Below are 17,443 nucleotides of genomic sequence, written 5' to 3' on the forward strand. Positions count from 1 at the left end.
ATCAGTATGGACGGCCGGGGCGCCTGGCGGGACAACGTGTTCGTTGAGCGGCTGTGGCGCAGCGTCAAATACGAGGAGGTGTATCTGCGGGCCTACGACAGCGTCAGCGACGCTCGCGCCTCGATTGGCCGCTATCTGGACTTCTACAATTGCCGCCGTCCACATTCGAGCCTTGACGGCAGCACACCGGATCAAGCCTACTTCACCCCGCTGCCGCTCCGCACGGCAGCCTAACCCCGGCAGAGGCTCCACTTATCGACGCGGATATTCTGTTCAGACAACCGGGGCCAGCTCAGCCTTCAAGCGCTTCTTCGCCAGCATGGAGCGCACGAACTTATTCCACTTTGCCATTCCCGCGCGCTTTTCGGGCATGTAATGCCAGCGATCATAGTTCTTGGAGCTAACGTCATGGAGCGCATGATTTTGCAGACGATCTCGAACTTCCTTGGATACACCGGCCTTGCCCGCCAAGGTCTTGAAGGTTCGCCGGCGGTCCCGATTTGTTGCGTAGGGGATCACGCCGCGGCCCCGCTGACGCCAAACTAAGCTATAGAGATTGCCGTGGCTCACGGGCTTGGATGGGTCCTTCGCTGAGGGAAAGAACCACCCGTACTTATTTGGCTTGATCGACTCAATCAGTTCGGCGGCGATCGACGGCACTGGAACGGCGTGCGGCTGAAGATTCTTGGTCTTGGACCAATAGATAATCTTCTCCGGCGCATCCCATTGATCGACATGCAGGCGCGCTATCTCCTCGACGCGTTGACCCGTCAGCATGATGAGCTGCACAGCTCGAGGATAGGAAGGATGAAAAGGCGTATCGGGGCATTCCAGCCAGCGATAGAGTTGCACGAACTCATCCTCGTCGAGCCAGCGGGTGCCCTGAATTTTGGGTTCGGTCGGAATTTCCGAGGCCGGATTGAAGGGGATACGGAAGCGGCGCGGGGATGTATTCCGATAATCGTTGTCGGACTTCATCCCCCAACTATAGGCCGCGTGGATGTAACATCGCACATGATCGGCCATCGAGCGAGCGCCACGCTCGTAGATCGGCCGGATAAGCTCGACGATCTCCTCAGACTCGATCTCACGGGCCTGTCGATAGCGTTCGAGCGTGTCGGCGATCTTGTTGAGGCCTTTCTCTGTCTCTTCCAGGACGGCTTGCCGGCGGCCTTAAGCGATGCAACATAGCCCTCAAACAGATCTGCGACGGTGCCGGGACGAGTGTCGGTTGCGATCTTGATGCTGCGGCCCTTCTGGATCACATCGGCGTAGTCGCGCTTGAAGATCTCGCGCGCCTGAGCCAACGACATCGACGGATAAGTGCCGAGCTTTTTTTCGTGCGTCTGCCGTCGCGCCATTGCTGTGCCATCCAGTGAGCGGTCACGCGCTTCGGCATCGGCTTAGGGACGAGGACGAGACGGCCGGTGCCGCGACCTTCGCCATCTGCGAGGTTTTCTTGTTTCCGGTTGAGTTCGACGCGCTGCAGCGCGTGTCGGATCGCGGTGTCAGTCAGGCTTGGCATGGCGTTTCTTCTATTCCGCAACTGGGATCGGTCGGGGAGAAACGGGGATTGCCGGCGGCGACGAGGCCGCAGGTTTCCGCCACGAACCGCTGTACCGCTCGCGTGCTGCTTACTTGGAAGCGATGCCGATAGCTGTGCGCTACGGCACTATCGGTAAAGCCGTTCAGCGCAGCAAACCCTGCCGCTTCCAACACGGTGGCTGTGAGCCCGCGGCGGGTGTCCCCCTCGGAAATTTGAATGAACCCAGAGATCGTCCCAACCTAGCCCGGCGACCGAGCCGGCGACGTGTTGAAGAAAGGCGAGCGGCCTGCTGATGCGGTCCAGCGTCTACGGCACCGGCTGCGCGAGTTGGACGCCGATACGCATCGCGTGCGGTCGTCGCCCTATTCATTGAGCGCTTGCAACATGATGCGCTCCAAGCTTCACGGCCTCGATGGGGACAAGCCGCATTGGATCATTCCGGGAGTCAGAACGAAGAACAAAAAAGCTGAAGATACCGTGCCGCTATCGCGGATTGCAGGTACGGTTCATCGAAGCGGCCTTGGAGGCGAGCAAGCCTGAAGGCGAGGACACGAAAGACAGGCCGGTGGTTTGCGAGCCGCTTTGAAAGCGTTGAGACGCTTGCGCGTCACTCCATGAGCCAGACTCTCCGGCGCCTCTTGGACGACAGTGAAGAGGAGGACAAAAAGCTGGTGGCTTCACACCCCATGATCTTCGGAGAACGGCCGCAACAATCGTGGAGGCGACAAGGCTATCAGTCGACTACGACAAGGCCCTTCTGAACCACAGTGACAAGGGAGTGACTGGCGTCTACGCCCGCTGGCTATAGCGCGACAATCAGGATGAGAGCGGCGCGTCAATCAAGATGAGTTGGTCTTAAGAGCTGAGATATCGTGTCGGAAAGTGTCTTTCCGCGTTTGCCCGAAACAACTCCAATTCCCAGGTTTCTCGGTTTTCAGACGCGAGAGCACTGAGCATCGGCATGGAGTTATTCGGTCACCTTCAGGCGCGTTACACTCCTCCGGCCGTCGACGCTGACAGGCACGTCACCCTCGATCGTGGCCCGACGTACGACGCGATGCTGGTCCCCGTAATCGTTGACCGCGTAATGCTGCGTTGCGCGGTTGTCCCATATCGCAATATCCCCCTCTAACCAGTTCCAGCGCACAGTATTTTCGGGCGCTGTGATGTGAGACTGGAGCAGATCGAACACCTTTTGTCCGTCGTATTTAGGGATCCCAACAAACTGCTTCACCAAGGCGCCGAGCACTAGCGCCCGCTCGCCTGTTTCGGGATGGACGCGTACGACGGGATGCTCGGTCTCAAAAACCTTTTTGGTGAACACCTCGTCAAAGTGTTTCTTGTCGACCTCGCGGACACGCGCGATCCCGGCGTAATCGAAGACGTTGCTGTGAATGGCCCATAGGCCCTCGGCAAGCCGTTGTAGCGGCGGCGCCAAACCAAGATAAGCGGCAGCTGTGTTCGACCACACGGTGTCGCCTCCGAACGTTGGCATTACAACGGCTCGCAGGACCAAAATCTTGGGATATGCGTCGGCGAAGGTTCCATCCGCATGCCAAACGTCGGCCCGACCGCCGCCGCGAGTGGAGTCCAGTTCGAGGAGCGACGTCGTCCCCTTGGCAGCACCGAGCATCGGATGTGACACTAGCTTTCCGAGACGAGCGGCAAAGCGCTCCTGCTCGGCGTCATTGAGATGTCCTTGATTGCGGAAGAAGATCACCTTGTGCTCGAGCAATAAGCTGTTGATCGCGGCGATCGCGTGGTCCGGTAAATCGCCCGATAGCTTGATATTTTTGACTTCGGCACCGATGCGCGCTGCACGTTTCACAACATCGGTGCTCGCGACGCCACCGATCACATTTGTGCTCATCTTGCTTTTCCAGGCCCTCGCAGTTCTTCCTCGCCCCTTGAAGCGAAATGATCTTCAGCAAGCATCGTGCCAAGCGAAAGACGAACATGTCCTCCATAATAGGCACTGAACGAATCGTGGCATTTGGCGCGAGTCCTCAAGCTGAGCCAGTGGCTGGGTCGCGTGACGAAGAACTCGATCACCGAGCTCACCCCTTCGAATGTCGAATGTCGAAGTGGACAGCAGTAGAGCGCCACCAACATCTTCAGTTATGCTTTTGTAATAACTCAACTGCTTGGAAAAAAGCACGTGTCGTGAAAAAATGGCGCCTTCCTTGCCGTGCACGAGCTAGGATTTCATTTTTTCGACATATCCAAATTGCGGAAAGAATGGAGAAGGGGAGCTCAAACTCCTCTCGAAACCTGCATATCGATGGTCGCGCGGCTGAGGCCGCTCAAAATAGCATTGACGGTTTGCAACACCGCATTTGCCTCATCGAGTAATGTGCCATTCCAGGCGAATTCAATGGCGGATTTCATGCGTAAACCTGGGGCACGTCATCGTGCGGTAATAGGTATTTGCTGTTCTACATGTCTGGGGTGATGGTAGTGGATATGTCCGAACAGAGTTGTCAGGGGGGCAGCGCGCGTTAGTGACCTGAACGGGCGGACCGTTCTTCCGGGGCGAGATGGAGTTTTGGGAGTGAGTATAGCTGCTTTTCTGGCTCTGTTTCTGGATCGATTTGTTTTAAGCAATGGCCATCCCAGGCGGCGCCGGGAAAGCCACAAAGCCGAAGGGGCTTTCGAAAGTCTCAACGCTTACTACGCGTTGTACTGGACCTGACACGAGATTGTGCTTCTGTCAGAATACGGACAAGTGTCTACTCAGTGTGGCAAGCCGGAGCTGACTGTTCCGTTCGTGAATTTTCGCGGGGTAATTGATAGCCGATCGCTGGAGTCTGTGAAGCTGTAGATGTAAGATCGCTTTTGTCGAGCGGCGCTGTTGGCGGGTCATGAACATTATCGTCTCAGTCCTGAGCCAAGATAAGCGATGCAACTTCCTGGTCCCGTGACAGTTTGCTCGCCGCTAGGGCCGGTGGCGACACCAATGCGATCAGGCACGGGGCGGTTTTGGCTCATCTTCCGTTTGCCTTCGATCCTCGTGATGGGGATGCGCACGCCCACGATTTCACGCAACTGGGCGGCGATGAAATCCGCGGGAGCATCGCTGACCGCCCAGGGCGTCGCACGAGACGCCTCATGGATATTCGTCAGACGCGTCACAATCTCAAGCAGGCGAGTGGAATCCTCGAAGAACTCAATCGGCCCCTGCGCGTGGACCGCGATGTAATTCCATGTCGGCACCACCTGTTCAGCTTGTCGCTTGCTGGGATACCAGGATGGCGTTACGTAAGCCTCTGCGCCAGTAAAGATCGCCAGAGCTTCTCCGATCGGGGCCGTGCGCCATTGCGGATTGCCTTTTGCCAAATGCCCGTATAGCGCGCCGTGTTTGCCTTCGCTCTCATCGAGGAAGAGCGGAAGAGGCGTCGCAAGTGGCCCATCTGATGTCGCTGTGACCAAATTGGCCAATCGGGCGCAGCGGATTGTTGCTCGAATGTTCTCGATGTCGTCGTCTCGAAAGTGGAGCGGTATGTACATGAAAGGGTCTCCGCTGGCAGCCGTTGAGATAAACCCAAGTCAACAGGCTAGAAAACTGCCAGTTTCAGTCGTTCCCGTGGCTTCCTCTTTTGACGTGACGATTTCGGAGTTATCTGGGACTTGACGATTTCACTCAGCCGCTTCAATCCGTCGAGCTGCTGTTGGGTTGGTGATTCCGTAGCTGTTCTCGTTGGGCCGAGCCAGGCATTCATAGACCTCTAGAGATTTCACCCGGCCTCGCCTGTGTGAAGCGATCCGGCAGCTCTCCTTGGACGCGCACCGAGACGCGTCTCACGAACTGGTCCTTGATCGAGACAAGATCGACGCCCACCTCAAAATCGTCTTTCATCGTTTCGATGAACTACGCCGATGCGTACAGGTCGGAGGTGATCGCAATGAAACCATCATTAAAGCACCAACATTTCCCCTCTACATGGTGGCCGCCATCGCCCCATCGCTGACGCGCGGTCAGGTTGACGCCGCGATCCAATACGCCAAGGCGTATCCTAAGCGAGAGTGCCTGTCCCCCCTCGGTCTGAATCGGGCGCTGGCAGCTAGCGGACGTTGGGTTCGATCAGCGAAGCTGAGGCGGGCGAGGGTGCGCCGCGCCGGATTCCGTGACCGCGTATTTGATCGACGACAACGTGCTTCGCGAGTGTGGCGAGATGGCAGCGCGAACGTGCACTGCAACACGCTCCTGGATCAAAGGGTGCTCATACCGCGCGTGCGCGCCGCACCTGGAACAGGAATTCGCCCGAGCGTGTCGTGGTGTCCAAGTTTTCGGTCAGGGAGCGGAACACCACCCGATTGTGCTTGAGCGAAGTCACGATCGCGAACAGGTGCGACAGCGAGCGCCCGCGCCAAGCCGGTGTGGTCATCCTTCCCGTCCGAGGCGTGATCCTCGAAGAGGTGACGCGGATCAACGCCGGCGCGAGCAGCGCATCGCGCTGCAAGTCCGTTTTCGGGCGGTCTAAGTTCGGTGATACGTGCATGTAGCCAACCCACATAGGCGGATGCCCATCGGAATTAGCTTTCAGATGGTAGCGCGTCACGACAGAGTTCTTCGCAGATCTTTGCGTCACCAGGCGTTTAGCTTAGGGGCTACTACAAGATTCGGTAGGTGGCTAAAGCCAACTTGAGGCCCTAGGATTCGGCCGCCTTCCCCGCCGATTATCATCGACGAACAGAAGTGAACGCAAGCGCACGGGAAATCGCTGCCCGCAGCGCCCGTGAGCACCTTCCCCTTAGAGAGTGTAGTGCCATGTCCGAACAACCTCTGCCGACACTCCCGATGTGGCGCGTCGATCACATTGAGCCGTCTCCCGAGATGTTGGCGCTACGCGCCAACGGTCCGATCCACCGGGTGCGTTTCCCGTCCGGGCACGAGGGTTGGTGGGTGACAGGCTACGAGGAGGCCAAGGCGGTGCTGTCGGACGCGGCGTTCCGGCCGGCGGGAATGCCGCCGACGACGTTCACCCCGGATTCGGTGATTCTTGGTTCGCCGGGGTGGCTGGTCTCGCACGAGGGGGACGAGCATGTCCGGTTGCGCACGCTGGTGGCGCCGGCCTTCAGCAGCCGCAGGGTGAAGCTGCTGGCGCAGCATGTCGAGGCGGTCGCTGCGCAGTTGTTCGAGAACCTGGCGGCGCAGCGCCAGCCCGCCGACTTGCGGCGCCACCTCTCCTTTCCGCTTCCTGCCATGGTCATCAGCGCGCTGATGGGCGTGCTCTACGAGGATCACGCCTTTTTCGCCCGGCTGTCCGACGAGGTGATGACGCACCAGCACGAAAGCGGCCCGCGCAGCACGTCGCGCCTGGCCTGGGACGAACTACGCGCCTACATCCGCTGCAAGATGCGGGACAAACGCCAGGATCCGGGCGACAATTTGCTGACGGATCTGCTCGCGGCGGTCGACCATCGCGAGGCGACCGAAGAAGAAGCGATCGGCCTAGCGGCGGGCATGCTGGTGGCGGGGCACGAGAGCACCGTCGCTCAAATCGAATTCGGCCTGCTGGCCATGTTCCGACATCCGCAACAGCGCGAACGCCTGGTCGGCGATCCATCCCTGGTGGATAAGGCGGTGGAGGAAATCCTGCGCATGTACCCGCCGGGGGCGGGCTGGGACGGCATCATGCGCTATCCGAAGACCGACGTGACCATCGCGGGCGTTCATATTCCCGCGGAGAGCAAAGTGCTCGTCGGCTTGCCGGCAACGTCGTTCGACCCGCGCCATTTCGACGAACCGGAAATCTTCGACATCGGACGCGAGGAAAAGCCGCACCTGGCGTTCTCCTACGGGCCGCACTCCTGCATCGGCGGGGCGCTCGCCAGACTGGAACTCAAGGCGGTGTTCGGTTCGATCTTCCAGCGCTTTCCCGCGCTGCGCCTGGCCATGGCGCCCGAAGAACTGAAGTTGCGCAAAGAGATCATCACTGGCGGGTTCGAGGAGTTCCCGGTGCTCTGGTGATGTGCGGACGCCGCTGAGGAATCGCGATCGCCTCCGCGATTTGCCGGCGCGCCTGCGGCGCACCGTTCAGATCAGCCAGCCAACAGGGTAACCAAGATGGACGTGCAAGAAACCACGGCAGCATGCCGCGACGCCTTCGCCGAACTGGCGTCGCGGGCGTGGATCAACGACCCGTATCCGTTCATGCGGTGGTTACGCGAGCATGATCCGGTGCATCGCGCGGCGTCGGGCCTATTTCTGTTGAGCCGCCACGCTGACATCTACTGGGCGCTCAAGGCAACGGGTGATGCGTTTCGGGGACCAGCGCCGGGCGAACTGGCGCGCTATTTTCCGCATGCGGCGACCAGCCTGTCGCTTAATCTGCTAGCCTCCACGCTAGCGATGAAGGACCCACCTGCGCATACGCGTCTGCGCCGGCTGATCTCGCGCGATTTCAACATGAGCCAGATCGACAACCTGCGGCCGAGCATCGCGCGCATCGTCGCAGCGCGCCTCGACGTCATGGCGCCCGCGCTGGAGGGCGGGGAGGTCGTGGACCTGCATCGGGAATTCGCGCTGGCATTGCCCATGCTAGTCTTCGCCGAACTGTTTGGCATGCCCCAGGACGACATGTTCGGGCTCGCCGCCGGCATCGGCGCCATTCTGGAAGGCCTGAGCCCGCACGCCAGCGATGCCCGGCTCGCCGCGGCGGACGTGGCCAGTGCCAGAGTGAAGGCCTACTTCGGCGGTCTCATACAGCGCAAGCGCACGGATCCCCGACACGACATCGTGTCGATGCTGGTCGGTGCACACGACGATGATGCCGACACGCTGTCGGATGCGGAGTTGATCAGCATGTTGTGGGGTATGCTGCTGGGTGGCTTCGCCACCACTGCTGCGACCATCGACCATGCGGTCCTGTCGATGCTGGCGTATCCCGAACAGCGGCACTGGCTGCAGGGAGACGCCATGGGGGTAAAGGCATTCATCGAAGAAGTCCTGCGCTGCGATGCGCCCGCCATGTTCAGCTCCATTCCGCGCATCGCCCAGCGCGACATCGAATTGGGCGGCGTGGTGATCCCGAAGAACGCGGACGTGCGCGTGCTGATCGCGTCCGGCAATCGCGACCCTGATGCCTTCGCCAATCCCGACCGCTTCGATCCCGCGCGGTTCTACGGCACCAGTCCTGGCATGTCGACGGACGGGAAGATCATGCTGAGCTTCGGCCACGGCATCCACTTCTGCCTCGGTGCGCAACTGGCCCGGGTGCAGTTGGCCGAGAGTTTGCCGCGGCTTCAGGCGCGCTTCCCCACGCTGGCATTGGCCGAGCAGCCGATCCGGGAGCCCTCCGCGTTCCTGAGGACGTTCCGCGCGCTGCCGGTGCGGCTGCGTGCGCCGGGGGGTGAGATGTGCGTCGTGGTCGACCAGGATCTGTGCGGAACCAGCGGACAGTGCGTGCTGACGCTACCGGGCACCTTTCGCCAGCGCGAACCAGACGGCGTGGCCGAAGTGTGTGGGGCGACAGTCCCGCAGGCGCTGCACGCCGCCGTGCGGCTGGCAGCGAGCCAGTGCCCGGTCGCCGCCATTCGGGTCATCGAAAGCGAAGCTGGCGATGACGAGCGCGCCAGCACCAACAGTGCACCTACTCCGGCGGAGGCCCAGCGGCTTGCCGCGAGAGACCAATGCAATTCAGGAGGACACGATGGGACGGTTTGAAGGCAAGGTGGCCGTGGTGACCGGCGCCGGCGCCGGTATCGGCAAGGCATGCGCCCTCGCCATCGCGCGCGAGGGCGGCAGAGTGGCGGTCGCCGACATCGATGGCTCGGCGGCCATCGCCTGCACCGCGCAAATCGCGGCCGAGGCGGGCCACGCACTGGCCCTGGCCACCGACATCGCTGAGGCGCAGGCGGTGGCAGCGCTGTTCGAGACGGCGGAGCGGCACTTCAGTGGGGTCGACCTGCTGGTGAACAACGCGGGCGCCATGCATCTGACTCCGCGCGACCGCGCGATCCTCGACCTGGACCTGGCGGTCTGGGATCAGACCATGGCGACCAATTTGCGCGGGACGTTGCTCTGCTGCCGGCAGGCCATCCCACGAATGATCGCCCGCGGCGGTGGCGCGATCGTCAACATGTCGTCGTGCCAGGGGCTCAGCGGTGACACCGCGCTGACGTCGTACGCCACGTCGAAGGCGGCGATGAACATGCTATCGGCCTCGCTCGCCACCCAGTACGGTCATGCGCAGATCCGCTGCAACGCGGTTGCGCCGGGTCTCATCATGACCGAGCGTCTCCTCGCCAAGCTGGACGAGCGCATGCAACAACATCTGCGCCGGCACCAGCTCCTGCCGCGCGTCGGTCGCCCCGAGGACGTGGCCGCGCTGGTGGCGTTCCTGCTCTCCGACGATGCAGCGTTCATCACCGGCCAGGTCATGTGCATCGACGGCGGCATGCTGGCGCATGTGCCGACGTACGCCGACGGTGGCAACAGCCGCGCCGCGCGGCCCACCGGCGAGACCACCGAAGCGGCCGCGTCGCCGTGCTGCTGATGGACATGCTGCTCAATCCGCTGAACCGTCGGCATCGGCTCCGGCACGACATCCCGGTCGTGCCCGGCGCTTTCCCCTTGGTCGGGCATCTTCCCGCCATCGTCTGCGGCCTGCCGCGCCTGCTGCGGCACGCGGAACGGACCCTGGGCAGCCACTTCTGGCTGGATTTCGGCCCTGCCGGACACCTGATGACCTGCATGGATCCGGATGCGTTCGCACTGCTCCGGCACAAGGACGTGTCCACGGCGCTGATCCAAGAGATCGCGCCCGAATTGTTTGGCGGAACGTTGGTCGCCCAGGACGGCGCCGCGCACCGGCAGGCGCGCGATGCGATCCAGCCGGCGCTCCTGCCCATGGGGCTGACCCGGGCTGGCATCGGCGAGCTGTTCGCGCCCATCATTCAGGCGCGGGTGCAGAGGTGGCGCGACCGCGGCGACGTAACCATCCTGCGCGAAACCGGCGATCTGATGCTCAAGCTCATCTTCAGCCTCATGGGAATCCCCGTGCAGGACCTGCCGAAATGGCGTCGCAAGTACCGGCAACTGCTGCAGTTGATCGTCGCGCCCCCGGTCGACCTGCCCGGACTGCCCTTGCGGCGCGGCCGCGCCGCCCGCGACTGGATCGATGCGCGGTTGCGCGAGTTCGTCCGCGACGCACGCGAACGTGCCGCGCGCACCGGGTTGATCAACGACATGGTGAGCGCCTTCGATCGCAGCGACGATGCGCTATCCGATGACGTCCTGGTCGCCAATCTTCGCTTGCTTCTGCTTGGTGGTCACGACACCACCGCCTCGACGATGGCCTGGATGGTGATTGAGCTGGCACGGCAGCCTGGGCTGTGGGACGCCCTGGTCCAGGAGGCGCAACGCGTGGGCGCGGTGCCGACCCGGCACGCGGACCTGGCGCAGTGTCCGGTCGCCGAGGCGCTGTTCCGCGAGACGCTGCGCGTGCATCCGCCGACGCCGCTCCTTGTGCGTCGCGCAGTGCGTGAATTGCGACTCGGCCAACGGCGCATTCCCGCTGGCACAGATCTGTGCATCCCGGTGCTGCATTTCTCGACCTCGGCGCTGCTGCACGAGGCGCCTGATCAGTTTCGCCTGGCGCGGTGGCTGCAACGCTCCGAGCCGATCCGGCCGGTGGACCTGCTGCAATTCGGTACCGGCCCACACGTATGCATCGGCTACCACTTGGCGTGGCTGGAACTGGTGCAGTTCTGCATCGCCTTGGCACTGACCATGCACGAGGGCGGGGCGCGGCCGCGGTTGCTGAGCGGCGTCGAAAAAGGCCGGCGCTATTACCCGACCGCACATCCGTCCATGACTATCCGCATCGGATTCTCATGAGCGGGGTCGCATGCTCCTGTGGCGAGGCAGCGGCGCCGGCGACGTGCGGCATTGCTGCACTGGGCACGGTGCCCCGCGGCGGCTCGCTGTGAGGGGACAAGGACATGAACAACATGCAGACCGGTTCCACGCCACAGGACGACAGAACTGGTGATTCCGTGCTCGGCGGATTGGGCGCGCAGGTGCGCAGCGCATCCGGCGAGCTGCCGCCCGTGATCTGGATGCAGGACAGCGCAAAGCGGGTCGAACAGGTGCTAGCGCGTCTTCTCTGCGCCGAACATCACGGTGAGACCGAGCTGATGGCGGCGATGCGCTACGCCACCTTGCATGGCGGGAAGCGCACCCGCGCCTTGCTCTGTCTGGCTGCCGGCGCACTGGCCGACACGCCGGCGCACATGCTCGACGACGTCGGCGCTGCTATCGAGATGATGCATGCCTGTACCCTGGTCCACGACGATCTGCCCGCGATGGACGACGACGTGCTTCGCCGCGGTCTTCCGACCGTGCACGTCAAGTTCGGCGAAGCTACCGCGATCCTGGTCGGCGATGCGCTGCAGGCGCACGCCTTCCTGACCCTGGCGAGCCTGGATGCACCGGGCGACAACCGTATCGCGCTCGTGCGCGAACTGGCGCAGGCGGTGTCAGCCGAGGGTGCCGCAGGCGGGCAGGCCATGGATCTGTCGCTGGTTGGAAAGCACGTCGAGCTGGACAGGATCGTGGCGATGCACCGGATGAAGAGCGGAGCGCTAGTGCGCGCGTCCGTTCGCATGGGCGCGTTATGCGCTGTCGCGGAGGATGCCGCGCACGGTGCGCTGTACTGTGCGCTCGATCACTACAGCGCCTGTTTCGGCCTGGCGTTGCAGGTGATCGACGACATTCTCGACGTGACAGCGGATACCGCGACGCTGGGCAAGACCCCCGGCAAGGACGCGGCGGCGCAGAAGCCGACCTGCGCGTCGATCATGGGACTGCGGGCAGCACGTCAGTTCGCGCTGGATCTGTTGCGCGATGCCGGGGAGTCCATCGCGCCGCTGGGGCCGCGTACGGAACGGTTGGCACAACTCCTACAGCGGGCCAACGCGTATCTGTTCAGGCACACGCCATGCGCATGAGCGTGCTCGTCCGAATGGAGTCGCCCTGTGCCGCTGCGATCAGCGGGCGGCAGCGGTGCATGCTGCGCTGTGTCCGAGTCCGCGGCGCCGATTGCAGCGGTTGGGCCGCGCGCAAGCCTATGCGGCGGACCGGCGCCAGCATCGGGGGGCGCGCCGAAGCAGGGCCGTCCGGCGCTGGCTATGCGAGGGGCCTGCGGCGACATGCGCGGCGTCTGCCCGTCCCGGTTCTCGTCAACCGTCTGCAAAAGGAACATCCCCCGTGAACGCGTTGTTCGAACAGATCCTTTCCGAATTGCGCCTCCTGCTGAGCGAAATGAGCGATGGCGGCAGCGTCGGTCCGTCTGTTTACGACACGGCGCGAGCGCTGCGCTTCCACGGCAACGTCACCGGTCGGCAGGACGCATACGCGTGGCTCATCACGCAGCAACAGGCTGACGGCGGATGGGGAAGCGCGGACTTCCCGCTGTTCCGCCATGCGCCCACGTGGGCAGCGTTACTGGCATTGCAGCGTGCCGGTCCGCTTCCCGGTGCTGCCGACGCAGTCCAGGCTGCGACCCGGTTCCTCCAGCGCCAACCCGATCCCTACGCGCAGGCGGTCCCGGAAGACGCGCCGGTCGGTGCGGAGCTGATCCTGCCGCAGTTTTGCGGTGAGGCTGCATCCTTGCTGGGGGGCGTAGCGTTTCCCCGCCATCCAGCGCTGTTGCCGTTGCGGCAAGCGTGCCTGGTCAAGCTTGGGGCGGTGGCGATGTTGCCGAGCGGCCATCCGTTGCTGCACTCTTGGGAAGCCTGGGGGACGTCGCCGACCACCGCATGCCCGGATGGCAACGGCAGCATCGGCATCAGTCCGGCGGCCACTGCCGCCTGGCGTGCGCACGCCGGGACACGGGGGAGCACGCCGCAGATGGGGCGCGTCGACGCGTATCTGCAGATGGCATCACGGGCGACGCGCAGCGGCATCGAAGGTGTCGTTCCCAACGTCTGGCCGATCGATGTGTTCGAGCCATGCTGGTCGCTGTACACCCTGCATCTCGCCGGACTGTTCGCGCATCCCGCGCTCGCTGAAGCGGTCCGCGTCATCGTCGCGCAGCTCGACGCCCGTCTGAGCGTGCGCGGTCTGGGGCCTGCCTTGCACTTCGCGGCTGATGCGGACGACACCGCCGTTGCGTTGTGCGTCCTGCACCTTGCAGCCCGCGACCCGGCGGCCGATGCGTTGCGCCGTTTCGAAATCGGCGATCTGTTCGTCACCTTCCCCGGCGAGCGCAATGCCTCGGTGTCGACCAACATCCATGCCCTGCATGCGTTGCGATTCTTGGGAAAGCCCGCCGCGGGCACAAGCGCGTACGTCGAGGCCAATCGCAACCCGCACGGTCTATGGGACAACGAAAAATGGCACGTTTCGTGGCTGTATCCCACCGCACATGCGATCGCTGCGCTGGCGCAAGGCAAGCCACAGTGGCGGGACGAGCGCGCGCTGGCGGCGCTACTGCAGGCGCAGCGCGACGACGGGGGCTGGGGCGCCGGTCGCGCGTCCACATTCGAGGAAACCGCGTACGCGCTGTTCGCATTACATGTGATGGACGGGAGTGAAGAGGCGACAGGGCGCCGGCGCATCGCGCGGGTGGTGGCACGTGCGCTGGAGTGGATGCTCGCCCGCCATGCGGCGCATGCATTGCCGCAGACGGCGCTGTGGATCGGCAAGGAATTGTATTGCCCCACCCGGGTCGTGCGCGTGGCCGAACTCGCTGGGTTGTGGCTGGCGCTCCGTTGGGGGCGGCGCGGTCTGGCCGGGGGAGCAAGAGCGGCGCCATGATGCAGACCGAGCGCGTGCTGCAGCAGGTGCTGGAGTGGGGGCGTTCCCTGACCGGGTTCGCCGACGAGCATGCCGTGGAAGCGGCCAGGGGCGGCCAGTACATCCTCCGGCACATCCACCCGAGCCTGAGCGACACCAGCGCCCGCACCGGTCGCGATCCGCAGGACGAAACGCTGATCGTTGCGTTCTATCGCGAACTGGCGCTGCTGTTCTGGCTCGACGATTGCAACGACCTTGGCCTGATCGCGCCGGAGCAGCTCGCCGCCGTGGAGCAAGCGCTGGGGCAGGGCGAGCCGTGCTTGCTCCCCGGATTCGAGGGTTGCGCTGTGCTGCGCGCTTCGCTGGCCGCGCTCGCCTACGATCGTCGCGACTATGCTCAGCTTCTCGACGATACCCAGCGCTACTGCGCGGCGCTGCGCGCGGCGCATGCGCACGCGGCAGGGGCGGAACGCTGGTCCTACGCCGAGTACCTGCACAACGGCATCGATTCGATTGCCTACGCGAACGTGTTCTGTTGCCTGTCGTTGCTGTGGGGGCTGGACATGGCGACCTTGCGCACGAGTCCGGCGTTTTGCCAGGTCCTGCGGCTCATTTCCGCGATAGGGCGCCTGCAGAACGATCTGCATGGACGCGACAAGGACAGGTCAGCCAGCGAAACCGACAACGCGGCGATCCTGCTGCTGCAGCGCTATCCAGCGATGCCTGTGGTAGAGTTCCTCAACGACGAGCTGGCCGGCCATACGCGCATGCTGCACCAGGTGATGGCGGAAGAACGCTTTCCGGCCCCGTGGGGACCTTTGATTGACGCCATGGCGGCCATCCGCACGCAGTACTACCAGACCTCGGCCATCCGGTACCGCAGCGATTCTGCGGGGGCAGGCAACCGTACGCCGGCCTGAACGCGCGGAAGGCGGCGGCGTGCGCGCTGCCGCGGTCCGATCCGACGCAACTCCGTCGCCCGATGCGGGGGGGTGGAGGGCGACCGCGACTGGCGCGGCGTCCTCGCGCAGATCGCTAGCGCCACGCGCAGCGTTGGGGGTGCCGATTTGGCGAAGGCCGCCACCCGCCTCGCCGCGGACATCGCCGGGCAGGCGGCCGCTCGGCCTTTGAAGTGGCTGCCAACTTCCACCCGACTTGAGGAATCGAGAACGGACTGGAGCAGCTCCAACTGTGGCCGTAGCGTGGGCGCGCCAGTTCTTGCTGGCAGATCTACGTGCTAACCAGCAGGCGCCGTGGCGATCGTGCGGAACGTCGTGGCACCGACCCCAGGGGCTGCTCCAACGCGGCTCCTGCGGTCGTCCGTCCCGTGATGTCGGGAAGTGCACCAATTTCCAGAGAAACTAATGTTTTCTTGGGCACTTAACCGGCAGATAGCTGACCGACGGTGCAGGCCGTGACCGACGCTATGGCATCGCCTCCTTGGCACAACGGGCCCGCTTCGCTCAAGGCCGCAGCTGGGCTGCCGTTCTCTTCATCTTTGTCAAGCGCGCGCCCTTCTGCAGCAGTCGATCAGCGCGCCTGCCGCACCGCTGGCAAGGCGTTCGTGGTCGACGATTCTAAGACGGATCAGCTTCGGGCACGGCCACCGAAACTGATATCGCAGCCATGTTCAGGAGCGGGTGCTTACCGTGCTTGAAAAGCCGCTGTTCCTCATTGCTTGACACTGGCTCGGACAGGCCGCTAATCGTCAGGCTTCAGAAGGGCAACTTCCAGACGAAATAGAGAAACGCAGCAATTGCTCCCCAGAAAAGTATGCCGCGGAAGATAAAAGCGACCGCCATGTTAATCGCCATTTTGCCCAAGCCGCTCCGCCATGGCGATTGCATCGATCGCGTCTGCCAGCCCTTCTAAGAAAATCCGATACCACGCATCATCATCTGGAAGGTCCCACTCTCGTAGACTGCCGACATAACGGGTCAGAGCAATAACGCCCGCGATCGTGGTTGGCCTCGAACGGATGAGCACATTCACTTGCTCCCCGAGAGCATGGTTCCTTTGACAGCTGATTTGGTCGGCGGCATCAAACTCGGGCCCCTCATCGAGCTTCGCCGATACGGACAGGGCCGCCTCGTAATGCGCCGACAGCTCGCGATGACGCTCGATCACTACGAAGATTAGATCCCGATCGGCTGTAGTAGTCGACTGGACGGAAATTTTCGGCGATGACAATGTTGGCCCCAAGCAAGTAGCAGGGCTACGTTAGCATCGCGGCCACGATGATAATCAGCGTAGAGAGTCCTTATCTGCGGTATTTCTGCTCGATCGGCTTCGCATTCAGGCGAGGTTACCGGTTCCATTGGCAGCTCGAGAAGTTTCGCGGACCAGGGCACGCGCGTTACTCGCCGGAAAACGGCTCCGCTCCAGCTGTTCACGAGCTATGCAGAATTCTGGGTGACGAGGTGATCAGGCGGCGTGGGTTGCCGGCATTTGGATGACCTCGATGCCATCGTTGAATCTGACACCTGCGATGATCTTCGGCAACTGATTTGTGCCTTTGAGCCGCCGCCAGGTTTTTGATGCGGCGACAACCAGTTTGAACACCATCAGCCTGGCGGTCGTTGCCGACAGCGATCCTTTCGTCCGCACGGTTCTGTGCCGCATGGTCGCGAACGCGGTTTCGATGGGGTTGGTAACCGGTATGATGTCTCGGTGCCAACGTTTTGCCCCGGCGTCCCACGCCGTGGCGTATGGTGCGACCATCGGGACAGAGGCACCGGGAGCACGAAGGTGCGGGCAGGCCGATACACACGATGAGCCGAGAGCTCGAGTTAGTAGCTGGCCGCCTCTGCGACTCGCCCGGTTGCGCCGAGAGCGCGAATCCGTAGTTGTCGTGTCGCCGCAGCTCCCGTCATGTGTCAGGCAGGAGGTGCAAATGCGACGGGTAGTTGGCATTGACGTCCACCGTACTTTCGGGGAGGTGGTGATTTGGGAAGACGGCAGGCTCCGACATGCGGGCCGCATTGATATGACGCGGACTGCGCTGGAGGGATTTGGCAAGACCCTGCTGGCCAATGATGAGGTGGTGGTTGAAGCGACCGCCAACAGCATGGCGGTGTCGCGGGTTCTGGCGCCGTTCGTGGCGCGGGTGATTATCGCGAATCCGTTGCAGGTGAAGGCGATCGCCCAGGCTCACG

At 63.0% G+C, this 17,443-nt stretch carries 13 protein-coding genes and 4 pseudogenes; 10 read left to right on the top strand and 7 right to left on the bottom strand.

Annotated elements, in window-relative coordinates; genetic code table 11:
- Positions 1 to 234 (top strand): integrase core domain-containing protein (locus E4K64_RS37790; protein ID WP_135161597.1); only part of this gene is annotated, 234 nt, incomplete at its 5' end.
- Positions 235 to 273: 39 nt separating this feature from the next.
- Here the strand turns inward: E4K64_RS37790 and E4K64_RS37795 are convergent.
- A pseudogene (locus E4K64_RS37795) lies at positions 274 to 1,525 on the bottom strand (tyrosine-type recombinase/integrase).
- Between the two features lie 285 nt (positions 1,526 to 1,810).
- Between E4K64_RS37795 and E4K64_RS41450 the strand changes: the two are divergent.
- Positions 1,811 to 2,086: a hypothetical protein gene (locus E4K64_RS41450; RefSeq protein ID WP_235884940.1), complete on the top strand. Its 276-nt coding sequence runs from the start codon at positions 1,811 to 1,813 to the stop codon at positions 2,084 to 2,086.
- 427 nt (positions 2,087 to 2,513) lie between these two features.
- Here the strand turns inward: E4K64_RS41450 and E4K64_RS37805 are convergent, their stop codons facing one another.
- The 4 genes and pseudogenes from E4K64_RS37805 to E4K64_RS37820 all read right to left on the bottom strand — a co-directional run bounded on the left by E4K64_RS37805 (position 2,514) and on the right by E4K64_RS37820 (position 6,105).
- A complete protein-coding gene (locus tag E4K64_RS37805) occupies positions 2,514 to 3,416 on the bottom strand; it encodes a TauD/TfdA dioxygenase family protein (RefSeq protein ID WP_126262135.1) in 903 nt (300 codons plus the stop codon).
- Positions 3,417 to 3,799: 383 nt separating this feature from the next.
- Positions 3,800 to 3,934, bottom strand: a complete 135-nt coding sequence (locus E4K64_RS41710; protein ID WP_283810202.1) for a hypothetical protein — start codon at positions 3,932 to 3,934, stop codon at positions 3,800 to 3,802.
- A 488-nt stretch (positions 3,935 to 4,422) separates the two neighbouring features.
- Positions 4,423 to 5,053: pseudogene (locus E4K64_RS37815) on the bottom strand (FMN-binding negative transcriptional regulator).
- 713 nt (positions 5,054 to 5,766) lie between these two features.
- Positions 5,767 to 6,105, bottom strand: a complete 339-nt coding sequence (locus E4K64_RS37820) for a recombinase family protein (protein WP_235884941.1) — start codon at positions 6,103 to 6,105, stop codon at positions 5,767 to 5,769.
- Between the two features lie 209 nt (positions 6,106 to 6,314).
- Between E4K64_RS37820 and E4K64_RS37825 the strand changes: the two genes are divergently transcribed.
- From E4K64_RS37825 to E4K64_RS37860, 7 genes are all read left to right on the top strand, one after another.
- On the top strand, positions 6,315 to 7,517 hold the full coding sequence (locus tag E4K64_RS37825; protein WP_126262172.1) for a cytochrome P450: 1,203 nt from the start codon (positions 6,315 to 6,317) through the stop codon (positions 7,515 to 7,517).
- Between the two features lie 96 nt (positions 7,518 to 7,613).
- Positions 7,614 to 9,212, top strand: coding sequence for a cytochrome P450 (locus E4K64_RS41805; RefSeq protein WP_126262171.1), 1,599 nt, complete (start codon positions 7,614 to 7,616; stop codon positions 9,210 to 9,212).
- Positions 9,199 to 10,044 (top strand): SDR family oxidoreductase, encoded by an 846-nt coding sequence (locus E4K64_RS37835; protein ID WP_126262170.1) that lies wholly within the window; start codon positions 9,199 to 9,201, stop codon positions 10,042 to 10,044. Before E4K64_RS41805 ends, E4K64_RS37835 begins: the two co-directional genes overlap by 14 nt.
- On the top strand, positions 10,044 to 11,387 hold the full coding sequence (locus E4K64_RS37840) for a cytochrome P450 (RefSeq protein WP_126262169.1): 1,344 nt from the start codon (positions 10,044 to 10,046) through the stop codon (positions 11,385 to 11,387). The genes E4K64_RS37835 and E4K64_RS37840 overlap by 1 nt, the downstream gene beginning before the upstream one ends.
- Before the next feature lie 113 nt (positions 11,388 to 11,500).
- Complete coding sequence (locus E4K64_RS37845) at positions 11,501 to 12,499, top strand: polyprenyl synthetase family protein (protein WP_126262174.1); 999 nt, start codon at positions 11,501 to 11,503, stop codon at positions 12,497 to 12,499.
- A 259-nt stretch (positions 12,500 to 12,758) separates the two neighbouring features.
- Positions 12,759 to 14,309 carry a hypothetical protein gene (locus tag E4K64_RS37855; protein WP_126262173.1) on the top strand — a complete coding sequence of 517 codons (1,551 nt, stop codon included), beginning with the start codon at positions 12,759 to 12,761 and terminating at the stop codon, positions 14,307 to 14,309.
- The gene (locus E4K64_RS37860; protein WP_126262168.1) at positions 14,306 to 15,208 is read left to right on the top strand and encodes a terpene synthase family protein; all 903 of its coding nucleotides are present in this window, start codon (positions 14,306 to 14,308) and stop codon (positions 15,206 to 15,208) included. Before E4K64_RS37855 ends, E4K64_RS37860 begins: the two co-directional genes overlap by 4 nt.
- Positions 15,209 to 16,091: 883 nt before the next feature.
- Here E4K64_RS37860 and E4K64_RS37870 read toward each other — a convergent pair.
- Together E4K64_RS37870 and E4K64_RS37875 are read right to left on the bottom strand one after the other, a co-directional pair.
- On the bottom strand, positions 16,092 to 16,415 hold the full coding sequence (locus E4K64_RS37870; RefSeq protein ID WP_235884942.1) for a hypothetical protein: 324 nt from the start codon (positions 16,413 to 16,415) through the stop codon (positions 16,092 to 16,094).
- A gap of 297 nt (positions 16,416 to 16,712) precedes the next feature.
- Positions 16,713 to 16,985 (bottom strand): annotated as a pseudogene (locus E4K64_RS37875) (IS256 family transposase); the annotation flags it as partial.
- A gap of 196 nt (positions 16,986 to 17,181) precedes the next feature.
- Between E4K64_RS37875 and E4K64_RS37880 the strand changes: the two are divergent.
- Positions 17,182 to 17,443, top strand: a pseudogene (locus tag E4K64_RS37880) (IS110 family RNA-guided transposase); the annotation flags it as partial.

The organism is Bradyrhizobium frederickii (assembly GCF_004570865.1).
Classification (GTDB): Bacteria; Pseudomonadota; Alphaproteobacteria; order Rhizobiales; family Xanthobacteraceae; genus Bradyrhizobium; species Bradyrhizobium frederickii.